At 69.6% G+C, this 22,738-nt stretch carries 21 protein-coding genes; 9 read left to right on the forward strand and 12 right to left on the reverse strand.

All coding sequences use genetic code 11. The features are described from left to right. The first annotated feature begins 7 nt into the window (after positions 1-7). From FHG71_RS01890 to FHG71_RS01900, 3 genes are all read left to right on the forward strand, one after another. Positions 8-877: an AraC family transcriptional regulator gene (locus FHG71_RS01890; RefSeq protein ID WP_139079898.1), complete on the forward strand. Its 870-nt coding sequence runs from the start codon at positions 8-10 to the stop codon at positions 875-877. A 97-nt stretch (positions 878-974) separates the two neighbouring features. Beyond that, on the forward strand, positions 975-1,937 hold the full coding sequence (gene deoC, locus FHG71_RS01895) for a deoxyribose-phosphate aldolase (RefSeq protein ID WP_139080022.1): 963 nt from the start codon (positions 975-977) through the stop codon (positions 1,935-1,937). A gap of 139 nt (positions 1,938-2,076) precedes the next feature. Further along, positions 2,077-4,413 carry an aldehyde dehydrogenase family protein gene (locus FHG71_RS01900; RefSeq protein WP_139079899.1) on the forward strand — a complete coding sequence of 779 codons (2,337 nt, stop codon included), beginning with the start codon at positions 2,077-2,079 and terminating at the stop codon, positions 4,411-4,413. A gap of 27 nt (positions 4,414-4,440) precedes the next feature. Here FHG71_RS01900 and FHG71_RS01905 read toward each other — a convergent pair whose 3' ends face one another. From FHG71_RS01905 to FHG71_RS01935, 7 genes are all read right to left on the reverse strand, one after another. Then, a complete protein-coding gene (locus FHG71_RS01905; protein WP_139079900.1) occupies positions 4,441-5,013 on the reverse strand; it encodes a DUF1523 family protein in 573 nt (190 codons plus the stop codon). Between the two features lie 13 nt (positions 5,014-5,026). After that, a complete protein-coding gene (locus FHG71_RS01910; protein WP_139079901.1) occupies positions 5,027-5,290 on the reverse strand; it encodes a hypothetical protein in 264 nt (87 codons plus the stop codon). Next, a complete protein-coding gene (locus FHG71_RS01915) occupies positions 5,290-6,675 on the reverse strand; it encodes a DUF6638 family protein (protein WP_139079902.1) in 1,386 nt (461 codons plus the stop codon). The genes FHG71_RS01910 and FHG71_RS01915 overlap by 1 nt, the downstream gene beginning before the upstream one ends. Further along, the gene (locus FHG71_RS01920) at positions 6,672-7,016 is read right to left on the reverse strand and encodes a hypothetical protein (protein ID WP_246045300.1); all 345 of its coding nucleotides are present in this window, start codon (positions 7,014-7,016) and stop codon (positions 6,672-6,674) included. Before FHG71_RS01920 ends, FHG71_RS01915 begins: the two co-directional genes overlap by 4 nt. Then, positions 7,013-8,953, reverse strand: a complete 1,941-nt coding sequence (locus FHG71_RS01925) for an AAA family ATPase (protein ID WP_139079903.1) — start codon at positions 8,951-8,953, stop codon at positions 7,013-7,015. The genes FHG71_RS01920 and FHG71_RS01925 overlap by 4 nt, the downstream gene beginning before the upstream one ends. A 4-nt stretch (positions 8,954-8,957) precedes the next feature. After that, a complete protein-coding gene (locus tag FHG71_RS01930; protein WP_139079904.1) occupies positions 8,958-10,079 on the reverse strand; it encodes a hypothetical protein in 1,122 nt (373 codons plus the stop codon). 330 nt (positions 10,080-10,409) lie between these two features. Then, on the reverse strand, positions 10,410-11,504 hold the full coding sequence (locus tag FHG71_RS01935) for a coiled-coil domain-containing protein (RefSeq protein WP_139079905.1): 1,095 nt from the start codon (positions 11,502-11,504) through the stop codon (positions 10,410-10,412). Positions 11,505-11,602: 98 nt separating this feature from the next. On the opposite strand from FHG71_RS01935, the gene FHG71_RS01940 reads away from it, so the two are divergent. Beyond that, on the forward strand, positions 11,603-11,950 hold the full coding sequence (locus FHG71_RS01940; protein ID WP_139079906.1) for a cupin domain-containing protein: 348 nt from the start codon (positions 11,603-11,605) through the stop codon (positions 11,948-11,950). A gap of 4 nt (positions 11,951-11,954) precedes the next feature. Here the strand turns inward: FHG71_RS01940 and FHG71_RS01945 are convergent, their stop codons facing one another. Next, positions 11,955-12,956: a L,D-transpeptidase gene (locus FHG71_RS01945; RefSeq protein WP_139079907.1), complete on the reverse strand. Its 1,002-nt coding sequence runs from the start codon at positions 12,954-12,956 to the stop codon at positions 11,955-11,957. A gap of 506 nt (positions 12,957-13,462) precedes the next feature. Here FHG71_RS01945 and FHG71_RS01950 point away from each other — a divergent pair. Then, entirely contained in the window at positions 13,463-14,116 is a 654-nt protein-coding gene (locus FHG71_RS01950; protein ID WP_139079908.1) for an SDR family oxidoreductase, read from the forward strand. Between the two features lies 1 nt (position 14,117). On the opposite strand, the gene FHG71_RS01955 is transcribed toward FHG71_RS01950, so the two are convergent. After that, a complete protein-coding gene (locus tag FHG71_RS01955) occupies positions 14,118-14,891 on the reverse strand; it encodes an alpha/beta hydrolase (protein WP_139079909.1) in 774 nt (257 codons plus the stop codon). A gap of 81 nt (positions 14,892-14,972) precedes the next feature. Between FHG71_RS01955 and FHG71_RS01960 the strand changes: the two genes are divergently transcribed. From FHG71_RS01960 to FHG71_RS01975, 4 genes are all read left to right on the forward strand, one after another. Further along, positions 14,973-16,451 (forward strand): NAD-dependent succinate-semialdehyde dehydrogenase, encoded by a 1,479-nt coding sequence (locus tag FHG71_RS01960; RefSeq protein WP_139079910.1) that lies wholly within the window; start codon positions 14,973-14,975, stop codon positions 16,449-16,451. Between the two features lie 720 nt (positions 16,452-17,171). Continuing rightward, the gene (locus FHG71_RS01965; RefSeq protein ID WP_139079911.1) at positions 17,172-17,714 is read left to right on the forward strand and encodes a GAF domain-containing protein; all 543 of its coding nucleotides are present in this window, start codon (positions 17,172-17,174) and stop codon (positions 17,712-17,714) included. Between the two features lie 71 nt (positions 17,715-17,785). Continuing rightward, complete coding sequence (locus FHG71_RS01970) at positions 17,786-18,949, forward strand: MFS transporter (protein ID WP_139079912.1); 1,164 nt, start codon at positions 17,786-17,788, stop codon at positions 18,947-18,949. 115 nt (positions 18,950-19,064) lie between these two features. Next, positions 19,065-20,345: a hemolysin family protein gene (locus FHG71_RS01975; protein WP_139079913.1), complete on the forward strand. Its 1,281-nt coding sequence runs from the start codon at positions 19,065-19,067 to the stop codon at positions 20,343-20,345. Between the two features lie 81 nt (positions 20,346-20,426). Here FHG71_RS01975 and FHG71_RS01980 read toward each other — a convergent pair whose 3' ends face one another. The 3 genes from FHG71_RS01980 to FHG71_RS01990 all read right to left on the reverse strand — a co-directional run bounded on the left by FHG71_RS01980 (position 20,427) and on the right by FHG71_RS01990 (position 22,594). Further along, positions 20,427-21,275 carry a TerB family tellurite resistance protein gene (locus FHG71_RS01980; RefSeq protein WP_139079914.1) on the reverse strand — a complete coding sequence of 283 codons (849 nt, stop codon included), beginning with the start codon at positions 21,273-21,275 and terminating at the stop codon, positions 20,427-20,429. Between the two features lie 2 nt (positions 21,276-21,277). After that, positions 21,278-21,679: a hypothetical protein gene (locus FHG71_RS01985; protein WP_139079915.1), complete on the reverse strand. Its 402-nt coding sequence runs from the start codon at positions 21,677-21,679 to the stop codon at positions 21,278-21,280. Positions 21,680-21,841: 162 nt separating this feature from the next. Beyond that, complete coding sequence (locus FHG71_RS01990) at positions 21,842-22,594, reverse strand: hydroxypyruvate isomerase family protein (protein WP_139079916.1); 753 nt, start codon at positions 22,592-22,594, stop codon at positions 21,842-21,844. Positions 22,595-22,738: the final 144 nt, after the last annotated feature.

A 22,738-nucleotide genomic window follows, 5' to 3' on the forward strand; every position in this document is an offset into this window, starting at 1 on the left:
ACGAAGCATGGCGACCGTCCTGCGCACCCTCCGACACGCCGAGATCCTGGGTCCGGACGCCGTCGCGCTGACCCGCGCGACCCTCCTGCCCTCCCGCCCCCCGGGCCTCCACGACCACGACTTCTTCGAGCTGCTCTGGGTCCAGAACGGCACGCTAAGGCACCATTCCCCAGACGGACGCCGCGACCTTCCCGAAGGCACGCTCCTCTTCCTTCGCCCCGAGCACGCGCACGCCCTCCAGGGCCGGGGCGCGGACACGCTGGTCGTCTCGGTCACCCTGCACCCCGACCTGATCGACGGTCTCTCCGCCCGCCATCCTACGCTGGCCGGGCAGTTCTTCTGGGGACCGGCCCCCGCGATCCGGCCCCGCGACATCCGCCAGCGCACCGAGTTGAATCAGGCCGCCCTGCGCCTCGAACGTGGTCCCCGCGATGCGCTCGCCGCCGAAGCCTTCCTCCTGCCCCTTCTGGCCTCGCTGACCGCCGACGAGGTGCCCCTGCCCGCCGACGCCCCTGACTGGCTCCGCGCCACCTGCGCCGCCGCCGCCACGCCCCGCGTCTTTCAGGAGGGTGCCGCCGGCTTCGTCCGCGCCGCAGGCCGCGCCCACCCGCATGTGAGCCGCACCGTCCAGCGCTTCCTCGGCCAGACGCCCACCGATTACGTGAATGCCCGCCGCATGGCCCACGCCGCGCGCCGCCTCGCCGGCACCGGAGACTCCCTTCAAGAGATCGCGCAGGACTGCGGCATCGAGAACCTGAGCCACTTCCACCGCCTCTTCCGCGAGGCGCATGGTCTCACCCCCGCCGCTTGGCGCCGCCTTCACCAGCGCGAGGTGACCCAGCCCGGCCATCCCAAGGACGCAACGGAAGATATTTGACCACCTGGTCAAACTTGCCACAGGCCCGATCCCATGCGACATCTCCCCAAACCAAGGGAGGTCGCCCGTGCAGATCGACAGACCCCAGGGCCAGGCCATGGCCGTTCCCGCGCTCCACGAGCCCCGCAACCCCGGCCTGCCCTTCGACGAAGGCTGGGTCCGCCGCGTGCAGGCCAACACCTCGGCCATCGAGCGCCGAGCGGCGACGCTCCCCGGCCGCCGCTCGGTCAAGAAGGACTGGCAGGCTGCCTGGCTCCTCAAGGCGATCTCGCTGATCGACCTCACGACGCTCGCGGGCGATGACACCGAAGGTCGCGTCCGCCGTCTCTGCGCCAAGGCGAAGCAGCCCGTCTCGCCCGAGATGCTCGACAAGCTCGGCATGACGGGCCTGACCGTCGGCGCGGTCTGCGTCTACCACGACATGGTGCCCGCCGCCGTGGCCGCGCTCCGGGGCACCAGCATCCCGGTCGCCGCCGTGTCCACCGGCTTCCCGGCGGGACTGTCGCCCTTCCACCTCCGCATCCAGGAGATCCGCGAAAGCGTCGCGGCCGGCGCGCAGGAGATCGACATCGTCATCTCCCGCCGCCACGTGCTGACGGGCAACTGGCAGGGGCTCTACGACGAGATGCGCGAGATGCGCGCCGCCTGCGGGGACGCCCATGTGAAGGCGATCCTCGCCACCGGCGAGTTGGGCACGCTGCGCAATGTCGCCCGCGCCTCGCTGGTCTGCATGATGGGCGGCGCGGACTTCATCAAGACCTCGACCGGCAAGGAAAGCGTCAACGCCACGCTCCCCGTCACGCTGACCATGCTGCGCGCCATCCGCGACTACCACGACGCCGCCGGCATCCGCGTGGGCTACAAGCCCGCGGGCGGGATCAGCAAGGCCAAGGACGCGCTGAATTATCTCGCCCTCATCAAGGACGAGCTGGGCGACCGCTGGCTCCAGCCGGACCTCTTCCGCTTCGGGGCTTCCTCGCTCCTGGGCGACATCGAGCGGCAGCTCGAACATCACGTGACCGGGGCCTATTCCGCCTCCTGGCGGCACGCGCTGGCCTGATTCGCCGAATGCGTTCGGACGAAAGATGAAGGTCCGGTTCATGCACCGCGCGGTGGCCTAGGAAACCGTTTACCGGCCTTCGCTACAACGGAGGCAGGACCACGACAGCAGACCGAATCGCCCAGACGGGGACCGTGATATGAGCATCAAGGAAATCTTCCAAAGCATGGACTACGGCCCCGCCCCCGAAAGCGCCGCCGAGGCCCTGGCCTGGATTGCCGCGCACGGGGGCCGCTTCGGCGGCTTCATCGACGGTGCCTTCTCCGAGCCGGGCGAGACCTTCGTTACCCGCAATCCCGCGACCGAGGAGGCGCTGGCCGAGGTCACGCGGGCCACCCAAGCCGACGTCGACCGCGCCGTCGCCGCCGCCCGTGCCGCGCAGCCCGGCTGGGCCGCCTTGGGAGGTCATGGCCGGGCGCGCGTCCTCTACGCCATCGCCCGCCTCCTGCAGAAGCAGTCGCGGCTCTTCGCGGTGCTGGAGACGCTCGACAACGGCAAGCCCATTCGCGAAAGCCGCGACATCGACGTCCCCCTCGCCATCCGCCACTTCTATCACCACGCGGGCTACGCCGAGCTGATGGAGACGGAGCTGGCCGACCGCGCCCCCTTGGGCGTCTGCGGGCAGGTCATCCCCTGGAACTTCCCGCTCCTGATGCTCGCGTGGAAGGTCGCGCCCGCGCTCGCCATGGGCAACACGGTGGTCCTCAAGCCCGCCGAATACACCTCGCTCACCGCCCTCCTCTTCGCCGACCTCTGCCGTCAGGCCGGTGTGCCCAAGGGCGTCGTCAACATCGTCACCGGCGACGGCGCCGTGGGTGAGATGGTGGTGAAGGCGGACGTGGAGAAGGTCGCCTTCACCGGCAGCACCGCCGTGGGCCGCATCATCCGCGAGGCGACCGCCGGGACGGGCAAGGCGCTGACGCTCGAACTGGGCGGCAAGTCCCCGTATGTCGTCTTCGAGGACGCCGACCTCGACTCGGCCGTCGAGGGGCTGGTGGACGCCATCTGGTTCAACCAGGGCCAGGTCTGCTGCGCGGGCTCCCGCCTCCTCGTCCAGGAGGGGGTCGCGGACGCCTTTCACCGCAAGCTCAAGGCGCGGATGGACAAGCTGCGGATCGGCGACCCGCTCGACAAGGCCATCGACATCGGCGCGGTGGTGGACCCGGTGCAGCTTGCCACCATCACCCGCCTCGTGGACGCAAACACCGAAGGCGAGCGCTACGTCGCTCCCTGCCCCCTCCCGGCCCGGGGCGCCTTCTACCCGCCCACGTTCATCACCGGCCTCTCCCCCGCCGCGCCCCTGATGCAGGAGGAGATCTTCGGCCCCGTGCTGGTCTCTACCACCTTCCGCACCCCCGCCGAAGCGGTCGAGCTCGCCAACAACACCCGCTACGGCCTCGCCGCGACGGTCTGGACCGAGAACGTGAACCTCGCGCTCGACATCGCGCCCAGGCTCATGGCTGGGGTGGTCTGGGTGAACGGCACCAACATGTTCGACGCGGCCGCCCCCTTCGGCGGGGTGCGCGAGAGCGGGTTCGGGCGCGAGGGCGGATGGGAGGGCCTGACGGCCTACACCCGACCCGCCCGCGAGGTCGGTGAACCTCTGAAGCCGGTCGAGCCCTTCGCGGGCGAGGGCGCGCCCGTCGATCCGCTCGACCGCACCCACAAGCTCTACATCGGCGGCAAGCAGGCCCGGCCCGACGGCGGATACTCCCGCCCGGTCTGGAGTCCCGAAGGCGATCTCCTGGGCCACGCCAGCCTCGCCAACCGCAAGGACCTGAGGAACGCCGTCGAAGCCGCCAACGCCGCCCGGGCCTGGGGCCGCACCACCGGCCACGCCCGCGCCCAGATCCTCTACTTCCTGGCCGAGAACCTATCCGCCCGCGCCGCCGAGTTCGCCCGCCGCATCGACGGCCTGACCAGCCGAGGCGGCGCCGAGGAGGTCGAGGCCTCGATCCGCACCCTCTTCCGCTGGGCCGCCTGGGCCGACAAGGTCGATGGCCGCGCGGCCGGAGCGCCGTTCCGGGGCGTCGCCCTGGCCATGCGCGAGCCCGTGGGCACCATCGGCGTCCTCTGCGACGACCGTTCGCCGCTCCTCGGCCTCGTGGCCACGCTGGCCCCCGCCATCGCCTTGGGAAACCGGGCGATCCTTGTGGCCTCCGAGCCCTTCCCGCTCGCCGCGACGGACTTCTATCAGGTTCTGGAGACCTCGGACGTGCCAAGCGGCGTAGTGAACATCCTGACAGGCTCGCACGGGGAGCTGGCACCGGTGCTGGCCTCGCATCTCGATATCGACGCAGTCTGGAGCTTCAGCTCGCAGCCGCTAGCTCGGACGATCGAAGCGAAATCCGCCGGCAATCTGAAGCGCACCTGGGTCGAAACCCGCGCCCGCGACTGGACCCGCCCTGACGACCGCAGCTTTATCGAGGCCGCGACCGAGGTGAAGACGGTCTGGATTCCCTACGGAGAGGGCTAGCCCCCCTCTCCTGCGGTTCCGTCCCGGTCAGGGCTGCTTCCAGGAGGCCGCGATCGGGTCGGCCCGGCGGCGCTGCCAGCGGCGGATGCGGGCCCAGATCGCCCAGACCACGGCGATGAGCAGCGTCAGGAGGATAATGTTGAACCACGGCACGACGCGGACGTCCGAACTGGCCGCCGTCTCCATCGAGACCGCATTGGGGAACATCGACAGGAACGGGATGCGCCAGCCGTAGTAGCGCATCACCACCCAGCGCGGCGTGTCCCGGGTCGAGACCGCGTCCTGCGCCTCGGCCTGGAGGTTGGCGCTGTCGAATTTGAAGTAAGGCGGGAAGCCGAAGCCCGTATCCTCGTTTCGGAACACCAGCGGGCCGCCGTCGGTCTCGGTGGTGTTGATGAAGAACACGTCGGTGACGACCTGCCCCTGGGCGTTGGTCGTCGCCTCTCCGAATGAGCGGAAGCCCCGCACCTCGTCCGGCGACACGATCCGGTTCTCGGTGGAGGTGACATAGACCACTGCATGCTTGGGCAGGACATAGTGGAGGAAGGCCCCCACGATGGCCAGCACGAGAAGCCCGAACACCCATTTCACGACGCGCATCGACTCTTCCTTCTCACGAGACGTTGAGGAGATAGAGCAGGAGAAGGAAACCCGCCATGGGCCCCACGATCAAGAGCCACAGGAGTCGCCGACGCAGCGACCTGTCGTAGTCGGCCAATCCGGTCTCCATGTGGATATCGCGGTCGATCAGCCGGTCTCCGGCTTCCCACTCCTCGGCCAGCCGCCGCCGCTCACGCAGTCGCAGAGCGACCGACAGAATCAGATAGAGCACCACAAGACCGAGGAAGCCAAAGAGGAGGACGCGAAAGAACCCCATCAGCGGCGCCTCAGAACTCCCCAAGGACCCACGAGGTCCATGATGTCACGCTCATCCGCCCCGGAGGGAGTCACTTGCCCCCATGGACCTTCGGCCAGCGAAGCTGGCTCCTGCATCGCATCCTCGGGGCCGAAGATCGTCTCGCGTGTTCCCGCCTCGTCCATCCGGTATTCGCTCGAGAGGATCTCGGCGACGAAGGCCTGCTTGGCCTCGGGCCAAGTGCGATAAAGGCGGTAGAAGAGTTCCTTGTGGCAAAGGAAGACCTGCCGGACATCGCGCGGTGCGAGCTCCGCCAAGAGCATGTTCACGAGTTCGGCCGCCGGGGTGCGCCGAGCCTTCAGCGTGTAGAAGTATGCCGGGTGATCCGATGTGATGCGTGGCCAGCGGGCTCCTTCTTCGGCCCAAGCCAGCAGCGCGGCCAGTCCGTCCCATTCCGGCGGCAACTGACCCGCATGACGGCGGGCCAGCACGCGCAAGTCCCGTCGCGTCACCTCTTGGGGAAGGGTACCCTCGGTGCCCACCACATCGGCGGCGATGAAATCCATTTTCTGCCGAAGGAGCGCAACAGTTTCGGAGCTGCGGCCAGTTACGACCGGCTCGGCCAGTTCATTGACCGCCAGGAACCGGGCAATGCCGGTCCGATCCTGAAGGTCGAGCACCTCGGGGACAGGCAGCGGACCCAGGTCGTGCTTGTCGCCGGCGACAATGGCCGCGGGTTGCGGGACCGAGCGAAAGAGGTAGACCCCGCCGAAGTGCGAGGTCCAGAAATCGTCCTGCTCGAAGCTCATGGCCCGCAGGCGCACGGGGTTGCGGGTGAGGTCCCCCGTCACCCCGGCCATCTCGATCATCTCAGCAATGAGCTTGTCGTCCCACCAGGCATCGGGCTCGGTCTTGAAGCGCTCGATCAGGCCGGCGAGCCGGTCTGCGGCGGCCACCGTCCCCTGGGTGGTGTCGGCCTCCACCGTGACCTTGCGGATGTCGAAGAGACGGGCTGGCGCGTCGGCCGCGAAGGCCGAGTTGACCAGTTCGCCGGCCACGGCATCGCGCGCGGTGAGCGCAAATAGCTCGGTCTCGTTCGCCTCGATGAAGCGGCGCAGGACGCTGCGCGAGGTGGAGAAGGCGGAGTGGAGCAAGGGCGCGTTCTTCTGATCGGTGGTCAGAAGGATGAATTGCCGGTTGAAGCCGGGATGGTTGAGGTAGTGCATGTCGCCCAATTCGTCCCCGATCTCAGGCGAGAAGCCGGAAATGTCGACGTGGAAATCCTCCAGCTTCGACTCCTTGCCGGTCAGGTGCTTGAGCGCCCTGCGATAGCGCTCGACCAGCACGGGGCTGTCGACCAAGATCAGGCCACCGAACACCAGCCCCTTCTCGACGAGATGCCTCACCAGGTCTCCTCCTTCCAATGACGAGGCAGGCCCGCCAACGACAGCACCATGATGGGGCCCCAGAGTAGCGCCGACAGGAGTCCCAGGCGCATGAAGTGCCCGAGAGTTGCAGCCGTACCGTGCTCGAAGAGCAACATCAGAGGAGCACCCTGCCAAAGGTAGAGAGTCACGAAGACGCCGGCTGCCAGCGCCAGCAGGAGCAGCGTCGAAACGAATGCGAGGAGCAGGAGCGGTCCCACCCCCTCGCGCCAGATGCGGGCCAGCAGGCGCGGAACCAGCCAGCCCAAGATGGCCAGGACGAGCGCCGGAACGACGAGGCCGGATGAGAGGTCTTGGATCACCTTGGCTCCTTCCCGGCCAGAAACCGGTGTCTGGCCTCCTCCGTCCGGCGCATGTCGCGGACGGCGGCGGATACGGCTGCCTCGTCGGAGGTCTCGCCGTAGCGGAACTCGGAGTCCGCGTAGCGATTGATCTCCTGCAGGACGATTTCCGGTGTGATGGGGCGCCGCAACTCGCGGATCATCCCCGCCTTGGTGTCGTAATCCTTGCGCAAGAACAGGTCGGGGTCGGACATCCACTCGTCGGGAAGCTCCACGTCCAGCGCGCGGACCTTTACGGCGTCGGTGATGTTCTTGACCGCGCGCCCCGTGAAGCGCGGCTCCACCTCCTGGATGGCCTTGAGGTAGGTGCCGATCTTGGCCAGCGTGTCAAGCGGACCGACTTCCGCCTGCACACGGGTCCAGACCTCGATCAGCCTTCCCTCCTGCGGGCGGGAATGCGCAGCATAGCTTTGGGCCACCGCCCGCTGGATCGCCTGCGCCTCGTTCAGCCGATGCTCGCCCACAGGAATCTGGTGATGTCGACCCAAGAGCAGCGCGAGAATGTCGATGTAGTCCTCGCGCGTTTGGGGCCCGTTCACGAGGAACCGCGCGCCCGCGCGCTGCCGCAACGCGTCATCCACGTTCTCGGGGTGGTTCGAGAACATGCCGAAGGTGCAGTTGCCCCGTACGACCGTGTTCGCGCCCGCGAAGCTTTCCATCAGGACGGCCGTGATCTCCAGCTGCCCGGCCGAGGCCTGCCGGTCGCCCCGCTTTCCGGCAAGGGTATCGATGTCGTCGATGGTGCCAAATCCGATCACCGTGGGATCGGTGATTTCCGTGACGAAGGCCTTGGCGTTCTGGCCGGATTTGCCCTGGTAGGAGTCGATGTTGTCCGTGCTGAGGTTCCGGTAACGGAACGGATAGCCTGCGACCTCGCAGTAGCCGTGGACCAATCCGGCCATCATCTGGATCAGCGTCGTCTTGCCCGTGCCCGGGGCACCGTCGCCCAGGAAGGTGAAGATGAAGCCCCCCTCCTCGACGAACGGGTTCAGCCGACGCTGGAAGTCGTAGGCCATCAGCATCTTCGCCAGCTTCATCGCCTGGTGCTTGGCGATGTGATTCCCGACGACCTCCTCGGGGCGCTTGAACGCCATCTGCAGAGCGCCCCCCCGCCGCCGGCCGGGCGGCACGAAGCCCTGGATCGTCAACTCGTCCGCTGCCACCCGCCAACCGGCCGAAGTGAAGGCCTGCAGACCAGGCGCATGAGCGGCCCGCGCGGCAACTCGGGCCATCAGCGCCTCGGCAAAGGCCAGGACCGTGGCGGCCAGCTTCCGGTCCGAGGTGGCCAGCGTGGCGATGTCCTGATCCAGCTCCCATAGGGCGCCGTGGAGCGCGAGAGGGGCGTTGTCGGTCAGCACCTCATCGAGATGGCCGATCTCCACGGGCTCCGTGCCGGCATGGGGGGCCAGCAGGACCGAAAGCGCGGCCCCCAAGACATGAAGCGTCACGAGCGCCTCGGTGGTCGACAGTTCCGTGAAGTCGGGGCGGCGCTCGGGCGTCAGGCCACCGGCCGCGTTCAAACGCTTGAGATCGGCCAGGCCCGAGCGCAGGGCGACCTGCTCGGCCAAGGCCAGAGCAATGGCGACGGCCCGGCGGATGGCCTGCGCGACCGTGGCCTGCAGCGGCGATGGCAGACCATCCGAGCCCGGAACCTCCTCGATCCGGGCCAGCAGATGCACCGCGCCCAGCGGCGACGTCCGCTGCGCCACGAGTCCGGGCGTCGTAGGTCGAAAGGCGCGGCGCGTCCCGATTCCCGGCGAGCGCTCCGTCGGCGGTACGGCGCTGGCCTGTGCGATCCGCGGCGCATGGTCGAATCCCTGCAGGAGGCTCAGCGCCGCCGGATAGTGGCGCCGGATATCCTCCTCGCGCAGTTCCATGAGATCAGCGGTCTGGCTCATCTGGTCACCGCAGGCTGAGGAGGCGCCCGCCCTCGCCCACTACCACCTTCCTGATGCTGCGGAAGGCGGGGGGGTCGAGCTCGGCCAATGCCTGATAAGGCCGGGTGGGCAGGATAAGGGACCGTTCAAGGCTCGAAATACCCCGGTCCTTGGGCTCGGCCAGCGCAAAGATCTGACGTTCGAGGGTCCCGAACCACCCGGAGGGAACCTCCTCCGTGCGCTCGGACAGAAGATCCTCCTCGGCCCAGGCCAGCGCCCAATCCTCGCCCTCGGGCGCGCGGGCAGCGGCCAGAACTTCGCGGATCGGGCCGGTCTGGGTCGTGAACGCGGACGAATACATGGGGCCGATGCGGATACGGCGCAGGCGCTTGGGATGCAGGTCCGCGAAATCGTCATCGAAGCCCTTGGCTATGGTCAGGAGCGTGAGCCCCCCCACCGCTTGCGCCATGAGGTGCCGCTGCACGAGCGGCCAGCGCGTTCCGTCCTTGGGCAATCCCTCGTGGCCCGTGTCCTCCACCGTCATGAGGTAGATCACCGGCAGGTTGTCCGTCACGTCGTAGACACCCCAGCGAAGCAGGTATTGACGCCGCTCCGCCCGCCCGCCGCCGGTGTTGCCGAGCCAGACCGCCTCCGGGTCGTTGCGGGCCCAGAAGAGCCCACCCTTCACCAGTTCCTCATAGTAGAGGCGCTGGCTCAGGGCGTATTGCAGCCGGGTGGGTGTCACCCGCTCCGACAGGATCACCCGGACCATCTCGTCCTTGAGCTTCTCGGCCGTGGGCATCCCCTGAAGGTGCTGCTGGGCCTGCGTGGCGTCGGCCGCCATCTCCATGAGTTCGGCGGCGACGGGAAAGCCCGACTCCACCCGATCGAAGGTCAGCGTTCCCGCCTCACGCGCTACGCCGGCGAAATGGTACTTCAGTGCCAAGGCCCGGAAGCTCAGCGTCAGAGACACGAGGCTTCGCGCCAGAGCCTCGACCTCGGCCATGGTCATGCGACCGGCGGCCTCCTCCTCGGCAGCGACCTTGGCAAGGTGCTGGGTGATCCGCTCCCACTTGCGAAAGTAGCGCCGGGTTTCGACGCTGCCTGACAGGTCTTGATGATCGAGGATCAGGTCAGGGGCGGGCATTGCAGTCCTTCCCATCCCCATCGAAGCGCTGACCCCAATGGAACACCGACCCGGTGAGCAGGCGGCACACCAGCCGGAGGGGTGCACCGAGACGATCTGACCAAGGTCGCGTCAACCGGAAGCGCGCCCAGCAGAGCCGCTGCCAAGACGGAACCCCGAAGAGCAGCAAGGCCCCAGTCAGGATCGCGAGCCCGCATAAGGCGGCGCTCCAGCCTGGTGCGGCCGCAGCGACGGCCTCTACCCAGACCAGAGCACCAAGGCCTGTCAAGGCGACAAGGACGCCCGGCATCATTCCTCCACCAGCCGATCGTCGGGCCTGGGCTCGGACGGTCACGATGCTCCGCCGCCCTGCGATCCATAAAGGTTCTTGTCGTGCTTTTCCACGATGGCTTGGAAGCGGCGCATGAACCGCTCGTCTGCCCGCGCCTTGGCCTCCATCACCTCGCGCGAGAAGATCATCTGACCCTCGTGCGCTTCCAGCATGTCGGCCATGCGGGCGTTGGTGGCCGCGCCGATGCCGGCCATGGCCGTCTGCGCCTCCTGGTCGGTCTTGACACCGATTTCGTTGATGCGGTGCGCCACGTCCTGCTGCTGCGCGGTCTTGAGCGACTTCGACAACGCATCATAGAGCACCACCCGCTGCCGGGTGTCCGTCCGCAGCTTGTTGATGAGCACCATCTGCGTCGCCGCCTGGTTCTGGAGCGAGTCCATCCAGGTCTTGCCCGACTCGATGTAGCGCTCCAGCGTCTGCGACAGCGCGAGTTTCACCTGCTCCTGCCGCACCAGCTCGTTGTGGCGCGCGTTCATCTGGGCGAGATCGGTCTCGAGCCGGGTGCGCGCCGCAGGGTCCGTCTCGGCACCGATCCGGTTCTCGAGATCGATGATCTTCGGGTCCATGTCCGCGATCTGGCGGCGCACGTCCTCCAGCTCGGCCACGACCTGCTCGCGTTCGGTCAGGGTGGAGGCGAGATTGCCCCCGACGCGGGTCTTCTGTTCTTCCAGAAGCGCGAGTTGGCCTTCCAGCAGCTTCACGATCGTGTCGGATTTGGCGATCAGGTCCTGCAGCTTGTCGTCCACGGTGGCGAGCCGCATCCGCTCCTGCCGCATGGCCTCCGAGCGCGCGGGAGCGAACCAGCCCACGAGCGTTTCCCAGCCAGTCTTGTTCCGCATCCCGGCGAAGTCGCGCGAGAAGGCCGCCGTCACGTCGTCGAGGCCCATGATGAGCTCGGCGATGTTGGCGTTCATGGCCTCGGTGTGCTTGTGCACGTCCTGCAGCGTGGCGTTCTCGATATCGAGCCGGACCTCGGTGCCTTGGGCCATCGTGTGGCGTGCCCCCTCGATCCGTGCGGTCAATTCGGAGATCCGGGCCTGCGCCTCGCGCACTTGGGCCTGGCTTTCGCGGATCTGAGTCTCGAAGTCGGCCATGCGTCTTCTCCTGCACTCGCGTTTCCGTGTTATCTGGGTAGGAGAACGCCGGTTGGAAAGGTGCGAGGGCACCGAATCGTCCGGCCTCGGAGGGGTTCATGAACGACGAGACGTTCCGCTTCCTATCGCGCAACGCCACGGCGCCGGTGGTGTCACGCCCGCCGGCCGACCGCGTCGTCGCGGGCGATCCGGTCTTCACCACATGGAACGCCGAGGAGCGCGGCAGCCTATACTGCGGCATCTGGCAGAGCACGCCCGGCAAGTGGCGCATCCACTACGACGAGTGGGAGTACTGCCGCATCCTCGAAGGGCTGTCGGTCATCACGGAGGATGGGGGCGCCGCCCGGATCGTGCGCGCGGGCGACAGCTTCGTCATTCGCCCCGGCTTCCGCGGCACCTGGGAGGTGCTGGAGACGACCCTCAAGGATTACGTCGTCTCTTTCTGAACCCTCAGATGGGCGAGGGAGCGAACCCGGCGCCCACCATCTCGACCCCGCCCTGGGGCGCCAGGATCTCGGCGTCCGACAGGATCGGCGTGACCGCACCAATCGCCGGGACCGAAGCGGGCGCGACCCCGGTGACGAAGCCATCCTCGCCGTAGATGTCGGTGGCGTCAGGGATGTAGGACACTCCCGATTGTGCCTCCGGGCTGCCGTAATAGGCCTCGGGAACCATGGCCTGCGGAACCGGAGGGCGCTGGCCCTCGCCGGTGTAGAAGGGCGGAAGCTGGACGCCGCGCTCGACCATGAGCGGACCTTCGATGCGCAGCGAGTCCTCGCGGGACCGGATCACCACGCGCGTTCCTTCGGGCACGCGCTCGAACAGGTCGACGGCATCGTGGTTAAAGAGACGGATGCAGCCCGCGCTGCCCGAGTTCCCGATCGAGCTCAGGTCGTTGGTGCCATGGATCCGATAGTAGGAGTCCGCGCCGCCCCGGTAGAGATAGAGCGCCCGGGCGCCGAGGGGGCTTTCCGGGCCACCGGGGACGCCTTCCCTGTAGGGGCCGTAGATCTCGGGCTCGCGGCGGAGCATGTTGGCGGTGGGAGTCCAGCCCGGCCATTCGGCCTTGCGACGGATGGTGAAGGAGCCGCCGATGCCCCGCCCCTCGCGCCCTACGGCGATGGGATAGCGGATCGCGGTGCCTCCGGGCTCGACCCAGTAAAGAAACTTGGCGTAGGGATCGACCTCGATGGTGCCGGGTTCGGCGTCGCCCCGGTAGACCACGGTGGCCCGGCGGTTCACACCCTCCAGGTAGCCCGGCGGCACGGCGGGGAGGACGTAATCGCCATCCTCGATCCGCCCATAGCCCGGAACGATCTGCGATGCGCGGACGCCGTCGATGACCGGCTCCGGCGGAGGTGGCGGAGCCGAGGCACAGGCGGCGAGCGCCAAGGATGCGCCAAGTCCGAAGGCGCGCATGGCGAGCCGGGTGCCGTAAAGGAAACGGGACATGCGAAGGATCACCTCTGGCAGACGCGCCCGGGCGGCAGCGTAACATGTCGAAAAGATGCCGCAATCCATGAACGACCATTCCCTGTGGACAAGTGCGCCGTTTCCGGCGCTGAGATCATCGTGGCGCAAGGTAGGGGAAACCTGACTGTCGCTCAGGATCGACGGACGGTAATCAGCGGGCATCGTTTTCGCACCGAACTTTTACGAACGTTCGTTTTCACCGACGACTATAGACCGAGTCATTACTGCCTTCGTGGCCATCCCGCCCCCTGCCCAGGCTTCAGGCCCGGGCCGGGGGCGCGGCGTTCCGGAACCCTGCAAGTCGACATACGGGGTCCCAAGGGGAAGCCGCTCCAAGTCCTGGAGCCGCGAACGAGGCCGGCCGCCATTCACCGAAGGCTGGCATGGGAACCACAACCGCAAGGTGCACCGGAAGACCCGAGTGGCCGGCCGGCTTGCCGTTGTTCAACGCGCGCGGCAAGAGGCCCGGCGCCAGAAGGGGACCCATGATGCGACTAGCAGGCAGGACGGCCATCGTGATGGGGGTCGAAAGCCCTGCGGGAACGGCGATCGCGCGGGCCCTGGCGAAGGCGGGAGCCACGCTCCACCTCGTCTCGGCGGACCGGCCCCGGGTGGAAGCCCTGGCGGCCGGGCTCGACGCCAGCCTTCTGGCGACGGATGACGAGGGGCCCGCCGCGCCTGACCTCGTGGTGGACGCCAGCGCCCTGCCGGCCATGCCCGACCGCATGACCTCCGAGGAGGACTGGGAGGAGACCTTCATCCGGGCGAACCGTCCGGTGGCACGGCTCGCGGCGCGGGCGGATCGGATGCCGGACAAGGGCGCGATCCTTCTTGTCACGGCGGTTCCGGCCGCGGTCGAGACCGGAGGCTGGCTCATGCCGATGCTCGCCTGGCGGGAGGCGGCGGTCGCGGCCCTCGCGCGCGAGACGGCGGCGCGCGGACTGCGGGTGAACGGGCTCGCGCCCGTCATGGATGCTGGGGGTGGGCTGCCGGGCTTTCTCCAGCCCGCGGCCGCGCGGCCGCGGGCGGGAACGGCCGCGCCCGTCGAGGTAGCCGAGGCGGCGCTCTGGCTCTTGGGCGCCGGGATGGCCACGGGCCTGACGCTGGCGCTCGATGGCGGGCGGCGGCTGCAGGCATAGCTCATGACCCGACCACCGCTTGCGTGAGCGGATGGGCCGGGTCCTCGAAGCCGGCGATCACGTCGAAGTGGCGGCGGCCGGGCTCGACGACGAGAGGGACGTCCCAGGCGCGGGACAGCCAGAGCGCCTGGTCGCGGAAGGCGGGGCGCTCGCTTTCGCCGACCCAGACGGTCACCGGGATGGCAGGCCGGGGGCGCAGGAGAGGACTTTCGGCAACCGCTTCGTGGAGGTCGAGGCCCAGCGTCGCGTTCATCCCGGTCCGCAGGAGCGGGACGAGGTCGGAGAGCGGCGAGACCGGGACGACGCGGGCGAGGCGGTCGCGCGGGGCCAGCGCCACGTCCGCCCCGGCCAGCCGGGCCACGACCTGTGCCCCGGCGGAGTGGCCGGCGAGGGCGATGGGACCGGGCACCTCGGCGGCGGCCTGCTCGACGGCGCGGGCGACGGACCGGACGATGCCGCCGACGGTCGCCTCGGGGCAGAGCGGGTAGCAGGGCATCGCCACCGCCCAGCCCCGCGCCAGCGCGCCCGCCGCGAGGTGCGAGAAGTCCGTGGGCGAAAAGGCCATCCAGTAGCCGCCATGCACGATCACGGCGAGGCCGCGCGGCTCCCCCTCGGGGTGGAAGAGGTGGAGCCAGTCGCGCGCACCCTCTCCGGTGCGGATCTCCTGAGGCGGGTGGGCGGCGCGGAAGGCGGCGGCAGCCTCGGCCCAGCGGGCGGGGAAGCCGGGGCCGCCGGGGATGTGGGCGGCGTTGGCATAGGCGTCCGAGAGGTCCATTCGCGCTCCCCTTGCGTCGCTTGGAGGCTGGACGTCCCGCGCCCGCCGTGATGTGTCAGGGCGACCGTAACGGAGGCCATCATGCTCGACCACACCACGGACCTCACCTCGATGCTCAGCCGCCCGGACCTGCTGTGCCAGCGGGCCTTCGTGGGCGGGCAATGGGTCGAGGCGGGGGATGGCAAGACCTTCGAGGTCAGGAACCCGGCCCGCGGCGACGTGATCGCCCGCATCCCCGACCTGTCGCGGGCCGAGATCGCGGCGGCCATCGACGCGGCCCATGACAGCCAGAAGGCCTGGGCGGCCCGGACCGGCAAGGAGCGGGCGAAGATCCTGCACCGCTGGTACGAGCTGATGATGGAGCACCAGGAGGACCTCGCCGTCCTTATGACCGCCGAGCAGGGCAAGCCGCTGAGCGAGAGCCGGGGCGAGGTCGCCTACGGCGCCGCCTATGTCGAGTGGTTCGCGGAGGAGGCCAAGCGCGTCTATGGCGAGACCATTCCGGGCCACATGCCCGACAAGCGCATCACCGTCATCAAGCAGCCCATCGGGGTCGCGGCGGGGATCACGCCTTGGAACTTTCCCAATGCCATGATCGCGCGGAAGGTGGCGCCCGCGCTCGCCGCCGGGTGCAGCTTCGTCTCGCGCCCCGCGACGCTCACGCCGCTGTCCGCCCTTGCCATGGCGAAGCTGGCCGAGGAGGCGGGGGTGCCGGCGGGCGTGTTCAGCGTCGTCACCACCACGTCCTCCAGCGAGGCGGGGAAGGAGTTCTGCGAGAACCCCAAGGTCCGCAAGCTCACCTTCACCGGCAGCACCGAGGTCGGGCGCATCCTCCTGAAGCAGGCTGCCGACCAGGTGATGAAATGCTCGATGGAGCTGGGGGGCAACGCGCCCTTCATCGTCTTCGACGACGCCGACCTTGACGCCGCGGTGCAGGGCGCCATCGTATCCAAGTTCCGCAACAACGGGCAGACCTGCGTCTGCGCCAACCGCATCTACGTGCAGGCCGGGGTCTATGACGCCTTTGCTGGCAAGCTGGCCGCCGCCGTGGGGCGGATGAAGGTGGGCGACGGGCTGGAGGACGGGACCGACCTCGGGCCGCTGATCGAGCCCAAGGCCGCCGACAAGGTCAGGGAGCACATCGAGGACGCCGTCGCCAAGGGGGCGAAGGTCCTGACCGGAGGCCACGGGCACCCCTTGGGCGGGCAGTTCTTCGAGCCCACCATCGTCACGGGGGCCACGCCCGAGATGCTGGTCGCCAAGGAGGAGACCTTCGGGCCCTTCGCGCCGCTGTTCCGCTTCGAGGACGAGGCCGATGTGATCGCGCAGGCCAACGACACGATCTTCGGGCTCGCCTGCTACTTCTACGCCCGCGACCTGAGCCGGGTGATCCGGGTGCAGGAGGCGCTGGAATACGGGATGGTCGGCGTGAACACCGGGATCATCAGCACGGAGGTCGCGCCCTTCGGCGGGGTCAAGCAGTCGGGCCTGGGGCGCGAGGGATCGCGCCACGGGATCGAGGACTACCTGGAGATGAAGTACATCTGCACCCAGGTCTGACGGGCAACGGGGGCCCTGCCCCTGCGCCGGCTGGTCCGCCCTTGGCCGGGGCAGCGGGCGGTCGCGGCGGTGCTCGGGCGGGAGGGCGGCGTCGAGCGCGGCGCGGCGGGCCCAGCCGGGCAGGAACGGGGCCTCGGGCTCCATGCGGTAGCTGTTCCAGTCGAGCGACAGCAGGTCGTGCGTGAAGCGCGACAGCTCGTGGCGGGCCCCGTTCGCGAGCGCCTCGTCGGTGGCGGGCGAGGCGGCGAGCGCCAGCGCGGCGAGGAAGGCGCGGGCCGCGAGCGCGCGCGCCTCGGGGCGGCCCTGGGCCAGGAGGGCGAGGCGCGCGTGCAGCGCCAGGAGCGGCTGGCGGCGGGCAAAGGACAGGCGCGAGGGGTCGCGCAGGAGGGCGTCGGGGTCCATGGGGGCATCCGGGCAGCGGTGACTTGCCCCCAGGATGCGCGCCAGAGGTTAACGAGGTCTGACAGCACCGAACGGTCCTCCCCCGCTTCGCGCAACACCCCCCGCACCGGGAATCGAGGCCCCGGGGCCACAGTCGCGCCGGGTCGACGTGGCGCCGGGAACCGGCTCGCTTCGCAGGGGGTTGGCCCAGGGAGTAGACCTGTCGAGACAGGAGCGCGGACGGAGGCCGAGCCCGTCCCGGGTCGGCGGCATCGCGCCGCAGGGATAACGTTTGGCCTCGAAATAGCCACACTTTCGCCATAGAGGGCGGCGGGCGACATGGTGCTGTCGACGAGGGAGCGGGTGGTGCTGGACGTGACGGATCAAGGCGAAGCGCACAGGCTTCATATCCTTCGGGAGTCGGGCCTTCTGGATGACGGCCCCCTGCCCGAGCTTGACGAGCTGTGCGAGCGGGCGCGGAGCTACTTCGACGTGGAGGTCGCGCTGGTGACGCTGGTCGACGCCGACCGGCAGGTCTTCAAGGCCGCCGCCGGGACCGACCTGCGCGAGACGTCCCGCACGGTGGCCTTCTGCGACCACACGATCCGGGGCGACGCGGTGCTCGTGGTGCCCGACGCGACGCGGGACCCCCGCTTCGCGGCCAATCCGCTGGTGGCGGGCGCGCCCTACATCCGCTTCTATGCGGGGGCGCCGCTCATCTATCTGGACGGCGTGCGGCTGGGCTCGTTCTGCCTGATCGATTCCCGGCCGCGGCAGCTGTCCTCGGTCGAGGAGGCGGACATGGCGCTGACCGCCGAGCGCGTGGTGGGGGCGATCCTGGAGCAGCAGTACGAGCGGCGCTTCGGGGCCACGACCGTCTGAGGCGATCCCCCGTGGAGTCCGGGCCCGCGCCCCTGTAGGTCTGGGGTCGCGAGCCGAATCGGACGATTCCCATGACCGCGATCTCCCGGCCCCGCGACCTCTCGCCCGAGGCGCGGACGGCGTTCTATTACTCGACCCTGTTCATGGGCGGCGCGCTGAGCGCCGTCTATTCCGGCGTCTGGATGGCCCGGCAGGGCCTGAGCCCGGACGAGATCGGCGCGGTCAACGCCGTGCCGCTGGGGTTCATGCTGCTGCTCAACTGGCTGGTGGGGCGGCTGGCGGACCGGGCGGCGGACTGGCGGGGCGTGATCGTGGCGGCGTCCTGGCTGGCGGCGCTGGCGCCGCTGGGCTTCTTCGCCGCCGAGGGCTTCTGGGGCATCCTGCTGGTCTGGACGCTGGCGGGGCTGCCGCACATGGCCACCATCCCCGTGCTGGACGCGGCGACGATGCGGCTGACGGCGCGGCGCGGGACGGCCTTCGGGCCCCTGCGCGCCTGGGGCACCATCGGCTACCTCGTGGTGCTGATGGGGGCGGGCTGGGTGATGGAAGCGCTGGGCCAGGGAGCCTACGTGCCGCTGCTGGTGGGGCTCGCGGGGCTGAAGGCGCTGGCCGCACTGGGGCTGCCGCGCTTTCGCGCCCCCGAGGGGACGCCGCCCGCGCCGGGCGCGCGGCGGATGCGCGAGGTGATGAAGCCCTGGTTCCTGCTGCCGCTGGTGGGCTGGGCGGCGGTCTATGCGACGCACCTGCTCATCAACACCTTCCAGGGGCTCTTGTGGCAGGCGCAGGGGATCGGCCTGGGGACCGTGGGCCTGCTGATCGCGCTGGGGGCGGCATCGGAGACGCTGGTCTTCTTCCTCTACGGGCGGCTGTTCCGGGGGTGGCGGGCGCGCGACCTGATGCTGGCCTCGGCGGTGCTGAGCGTGCTGCGCTGGGTCGCGATGGCGCAGGCGCCGGGGCTGCCCTGGCTGTGGCTGCTGCAGGCGACCCACGGGCTGACCTATGCGATGGGGTTCCTGGCCTGCGTGCAGTTCATCGCCAACTGGACGCACGAGGACATCGCCGCCGAGGCGCAGGGGCTGTTCGTCGTGCTCCAGCAGGGGATGTCGGTGGCGGCCATGGCGGGATTCGGCTGGCTGATGGCGGGCTGGGGGGCGGGGGCGCACTGGGGCTCGGCCGCCTTCGCCGCGGCGGGGGCGCTGGGCATCTGGGCGTCCTGGCGCCTGCAGGAGCCGTGACGCTTGCCCCCCGGGCGGGAGGGCCATAATTGTCGGGTGGCCCGGCATCGCTGGCCGGGCGCCACCATCCGAGGCCCAAGCTGCCACGCCCCCCCTGCCCGCCGGACACCGCGCCGTGCTGACGGAAGTTCTCATCGTCGTCGTGCTCATCCTGCTCAACGGGGCGCTGGCCCTGTCGGAGCTCGCCATCGTCTCGGCCCGGCCCGCGCGGCTGCGGCCCCTGGCCGAGGGAGGGGACCGCGCCGCGCAGACGGTGCTGGACCTTGCCGCCGATCCGGGGCGGTTCCTGTCCACCGTGCAGATCGGCATCACGCTGGTCGGCGTGCTGTCGGGGGCCTTCTCGGGGGCGACGCTGGGCGTGCGCTTCGCGGCCTTCCTGACGGCGCGGGGCCTGGACCCGGAGATGGCCAACACGCTGGGGGTCGGCGGGGTCGTGGTCCTGCTGACCTACCTGTCGCTCATCATGGGGGAGCTGGTCCCCAAGCAGATCGCCCTGAAGAACCCCGAAGGCGTGGCGCGACGGGTGGCGCCCATCATGGCGGTGGTGAGCCGCGTGGCCTCGCCCGTGGTCTGGGTCCTCGACACCTCGGGTCAAGGGGTGCTGCACCTCCTGGGACAGGGCGGCGACGAGCGGTCGGGCGTCACCGAGGAGGAGGTGCGCGGCATCCTGACCGAGGCGCACCAGGACGGCGTGATCGAGCGCGCCGAGAGCGAGATGCTGTCGGGGGTCATGCGGCTCGCCGACCGCTCGGCCCGGGGCCTCATGACGCCGCGCCGCGACGTGGAGATGCTGCGCGTGGACGCGAGCCCCGAGGCGGTGCTGGAGGCGATCCGCGTCTCGGGGCGCCCGCGCCTGCCGGTGCAGGACCCCGAGACCGACGAGGTGCTGGGCGTCCTGTACGTCGTGGACGCCTTCGCGGCGCTGTCACGCGGGGAGCTGCTGGACCTGCGCCGCCTGATGCGCGAGGTGCCCGTCATCTTCGAGAGCGCGGACGCGCTGTCGGTGATCCAGATCCTGCGGAACGCCCGGAACCACATGGGGCTGGTCTACGACGAATACGGCAGCTTCCAGGGGATCGTCACCACCGGCGACATCCTGGAGGCGATCACCGGGGCCTTCCGCGAGGCCGCCGTGGACGAGCCCGCCTTCCACGAGCGCGAGGACGGCAGCTTCCTCGTGTCGGGCTGGATGGCGGCGGACGAGTTCTGCGAGCGCCTGTCGCTGCCGCGCGACCTCGCGGGGGACTACGAGACGGTGGCGGGGCTGGTGCTGAACCAGCTCCACCGCCTGCCGCAGCTGGGCGACACCGTGGAGGCCGAGGGCTGGCGATTCGAGGTCATGGACCTCGACGGGCGGCGGATCGACAAGCTGCTGGTGAGCCGGGCGGAGGGGTGAGGGGGCGTTCCGAGCGCACCTGATCCCGGCACGGCAGGCGTCCGGCGGGACGGGCTGCGTCCGCCGGACCCGCGCGGGTCCTCACTCGGGTCTGCCCTTCCTTCGCACCAAACCCGTGATGAGGCCTAGCGCGCGGCCGGGCAGGGACGCAGCCTCCCGCACCGTCTGGCCCAGCCCCCCTGCCTCGGCCAGCACGGCATCGACCTTTTCGATCGCCATCTCCTCGCGTTCGTCCAGGGTGCCGTCGGCCTCGGCCACCTCGCGCAGGAAGCCGACCAGTTCCGCATGCATGGCGGCGTAATTGCAGTCCGGGTTGGAACGCTTGAACCGGGCCAGAGCAGCCGTGGCCTCCCTGAGGCTCTGTTTCCCCGAATTCGCGGCCAGAAGGTCGAGGGCGCTCGCCACATAGGCCGGGTCGTAGCCCCAGTCCTTGACGAAGTAGTCCCTGATGGCCGCGCGCTCCTCCGCGTCGAAGCGCCCGTCGATCTCGGCAAGCTTCACCGCCAACGTGCCCATGAGATCGAGCAGGCTCATGCCCAGTTCGTCGATGGGCGTGTTGATGAAGGTGGGGATGACCTGCACCCGGGATCCCGAATAGGAACTCAGGAGCCGGGTCACGCCGTAATAGGCCCCGCCGGTGGCCACGGCAGCGGCGGCGACCCAGCCCACCGGGGTCACGGCCGCCGCGCCCAGACCCAGGGCCGAGAGGACACCGCTGCCCGCGAAGAAGGTCGTGGCCACTGGAGCGGAGGCCGCAACCGCCCCACCCGTGGCAGCCACCCCACCTACGTCCCAAAGCTTGTAAAGGCGCTTGCCCAGCTTGATGCTGGCATAGGCCTCGTCACCGATGCCAAGCCGGAGCTTGAAGCGGAGGTCGTCGGCCACGACGCGCTCGAGGCCGTCGAATCCGGCCAGGCTGGTCTCGTCCATGGTCACACCGTCCGAGGAAGGCCACGCAGCGCGTCCTGAAGTTCGGCGACACAGGCACCGATCGCACCGCTGCGCATGTCGTTGATCGCCCCCATGGTGATCCCGAATGCCAGGAGCAAGGGTCCGACCATTGAGGCCAAGAGGGCCCCAACGAGGGGAATGGACCCCACGAGCATTGTGACCACCACGCCCAGGATGATCCCGAAGATCGTGTTGGGGAAGGTCTTCGCCAAGCTCAGGGCAAAGGCCACGATCTTGCGGCCGATCGCCAGGACCTGCCGGCCGATCGTGAAGGTCACCTTGGCGAGGTCATGAAGGAGCGCCTTGGCGTCAGCCGAAACAGGAAGTCGGTCGAGGGCGGCACTGAGGTCCCGTCGCGGAGGAGCGTCGGCGATGACGGCCACAGCTCTTTCGAATGCCTCATCCGAACCCATCGGCGCTCTCCAATCTCCTGGCAGGACGAGCCTATCGCCCCGGACCGGCCCCAGGCAATCGCGGAACGTGCGGAACCCGGCGGGTGGGCCGAGGCAGGGAGCGCGATCCGGATGACGCGATGGGCCGGACCCCTACCCCCGCATCCACCCGAGCCCGTCCTCGGTCCGCCCGCGCGGCTGGTACTCGGCGCCGACCCAGCCGGCGTAGCCGTCGGCGTCGAGGCGGTCGAACAAGGCGGGATAGTCGATCTCGCCCCGGTCGGGCTCGTGGCGGCCGGGGTGGCCCGCGACCTGCACATGGGCCACGAGGGGGCGCACCCGGTCCCAGGTGCCGGGCACGTCGCCGGTGATCCGGTGCGCGTGGTAGGCGTCGAACTGGAGGCGGAGGTTGGGGGCGGCGACCTCGGCCAGGATCTCGGCGGCGAGGCCGAAGTCGGCGAGGAAGTAGCCCGGCATGTCGTGGCGGTTGATGGGCTCGATGGTGAGCGACAGGTCCGGCGCAGCCGCCGCGGCCCAGGCGAGGTTGGCGACATAGGTCGCGCGGGCCTCGGGCCCCTCGGCGGCGCCGGCCATCAGGTGGAGGTGCCGCGCGCCGAGCGTGGCGGCCACGCGGGCGGCGCGGCGGAAGTCGGTGCGGAAGCGCACCTCGCCCCCCGGAAGGGCCGCGAAGCCGCGCGGCCCGTCCGTGTAGTTGGGGGGCGGCCCGTTGATGAGCGCGAGCGGCAGGCCGGTGGCGTCGAGCCGTTCGAGGATGCGCGGCGCGGGATGGTCGTAGGGAAAGAGCACCTCGACGGCCCCGAAGCCCGCCGCGCGCGCCGCCGCGAAGCGGTCGAGGAAGGAGAGCTCGGGGAAGAGCCAGCTCAGGTTCGCGCAGAAGCGGGGCATGGGGGTCCTTCGGGGTTCGGCCCGTCCTAGCGTGGCGCGGCGGGCGCCGCCACCGGGGGCGAGGTCGCGGACGCGACAGTCGATGACGCGCGCGGCCTCTCCCCGGCGCGGCGGCCCATGCTAGCTCCGGCGGGCCCGTGTGCC

It is taken from the genome of Rubellimicrobium roseum (assembly GCF_006152145.1).
GTDB lineage: Bacteria > Pseudomonadota > Alphaproteobacteria > Rhodobacterales > Rhodobacteraceae > Rubellimicrobium > Rubellimicrobium roseum.

Bases quoted from the DNA above. Each gene is read 5' to 3' on its own strand.
- FHG71_RS01950 (WP_139079908.1), top strand. From the start codon at position 13,463: ATGATGCGACTAGCAGGCAGGACGGCCATCGTGATGGGGGTCGAAAGC.
- FHG71_RS01900 (WP_139079899.1), top strand. From the start codon at position 2,077: ATGAGCATCAAGGAAATCTTCCAAAGCATGGACTACGGCCCCGCCCCC.
- deoC (WP_139080022.1), top strand. From the start codon at position 975: ATGGCCGTTCCCGCGCTCCACGAGCCCCGCAACCCCGGCCTGCCCTTC.
- FHG71_RS01935 (WP_139079905.1), bottom strand. From the start codon at position 11,504: ATGGCCGACTTCGAGACTCAGATCCGCGAAAGCCAGGCCCAAGTGCGC.
- FHG71_RS01925 (WP_139079903.1), bottom strand. From the start codon at position 8,953: ATGAGCCAGACCGCTGATCTCATGGAACTGCGCGAGGAGGATATCCGG.
- FHG71_RS01930 (WP_139079904.1), bottom strand. From the start codon at position 10,079: ATGCCCGCCCCTGACCTGATCCTCGATCATCAAGACCTGTCAGGCAGC.
- FHG71_RS01905 (WP_139079900.1), bottom strand. From the start codon at position 5,013: ATGCGCGTCGTGAAATGGGTGTTCGGGCTTCTCGTGCTGGCCATCGTG.
- FHG71_RS01910 (WP_139079901.1), bottom strand. From the start codon at position 5,290: ATGGGGTTCTTTCGCGTCCTCCTCTTTGGCTTCCTCGGTCTTGTGGTG.
- FHG71_RS01945 (WP_139079907.1), bottom strand. From the start codon at position 12,956: ATGTCCCGTTTCCTTTACGGCACCCGGCTCGCCATGCGCGCCTTCGGA.
- FHG71_RS01890 (WP_139079898.1), top strand. From the start codon at position 8: ATGGCGACCGTCCTGCGCACCCTCCGACACGCCGAGATCCTGGGTCCG.
- FHG71_RS01940 (WP_139079906.1), top strand. From the start codon at position 11,603: ATGAACGACGAGACGTTCCGCTTCCTATCGCGCAACGCCACGGCGCCG.
- FHG71_RS01980 (WP_139079914.1), bottom strand. From the start codon at position 21,275: ATGGACGAGACCAGCCTGGCCGGATTCGACGGCCTCGAGCGCGTCGTG.
- FHG71_RS01955 (WP_139079909.1), bottom strand. From the start codon at position 14,891: ATGGACCTCTCGGACGCCTATGCCAACGCCGCCCACATCCCCGGCGGC.
- FHG71_RS01960 (WP_139079910.1), top strand. From the start codon at position 14,973: ATGCTCGACCACACCACGGACCTCACCTCGATGCTCAGCCGCCCGGAC.
- FHG71_RS01970 (WP_139079912.1), top strand. From the start codon at position 17,786: ATGACCGCGATCTCCCGGCCCCGCGACCTCTCGCCCGAGGCGCGGACG.
- FHG71_RS01965 (WP_139079911.1), top strand. From the start codon at position 17,172: ATGGTGCTGTCGACGAGGGAGCGGGTGGTGCTGGACGTGACGGATCAA.
- FHG71_RS01990 (WP_139079916.1), bottom strand. From the start codon at position 22,594: ATGCCCCGCTTCTGCGCGAACCTGAGCTGGCTCTTCCCCGAGCTCTCC.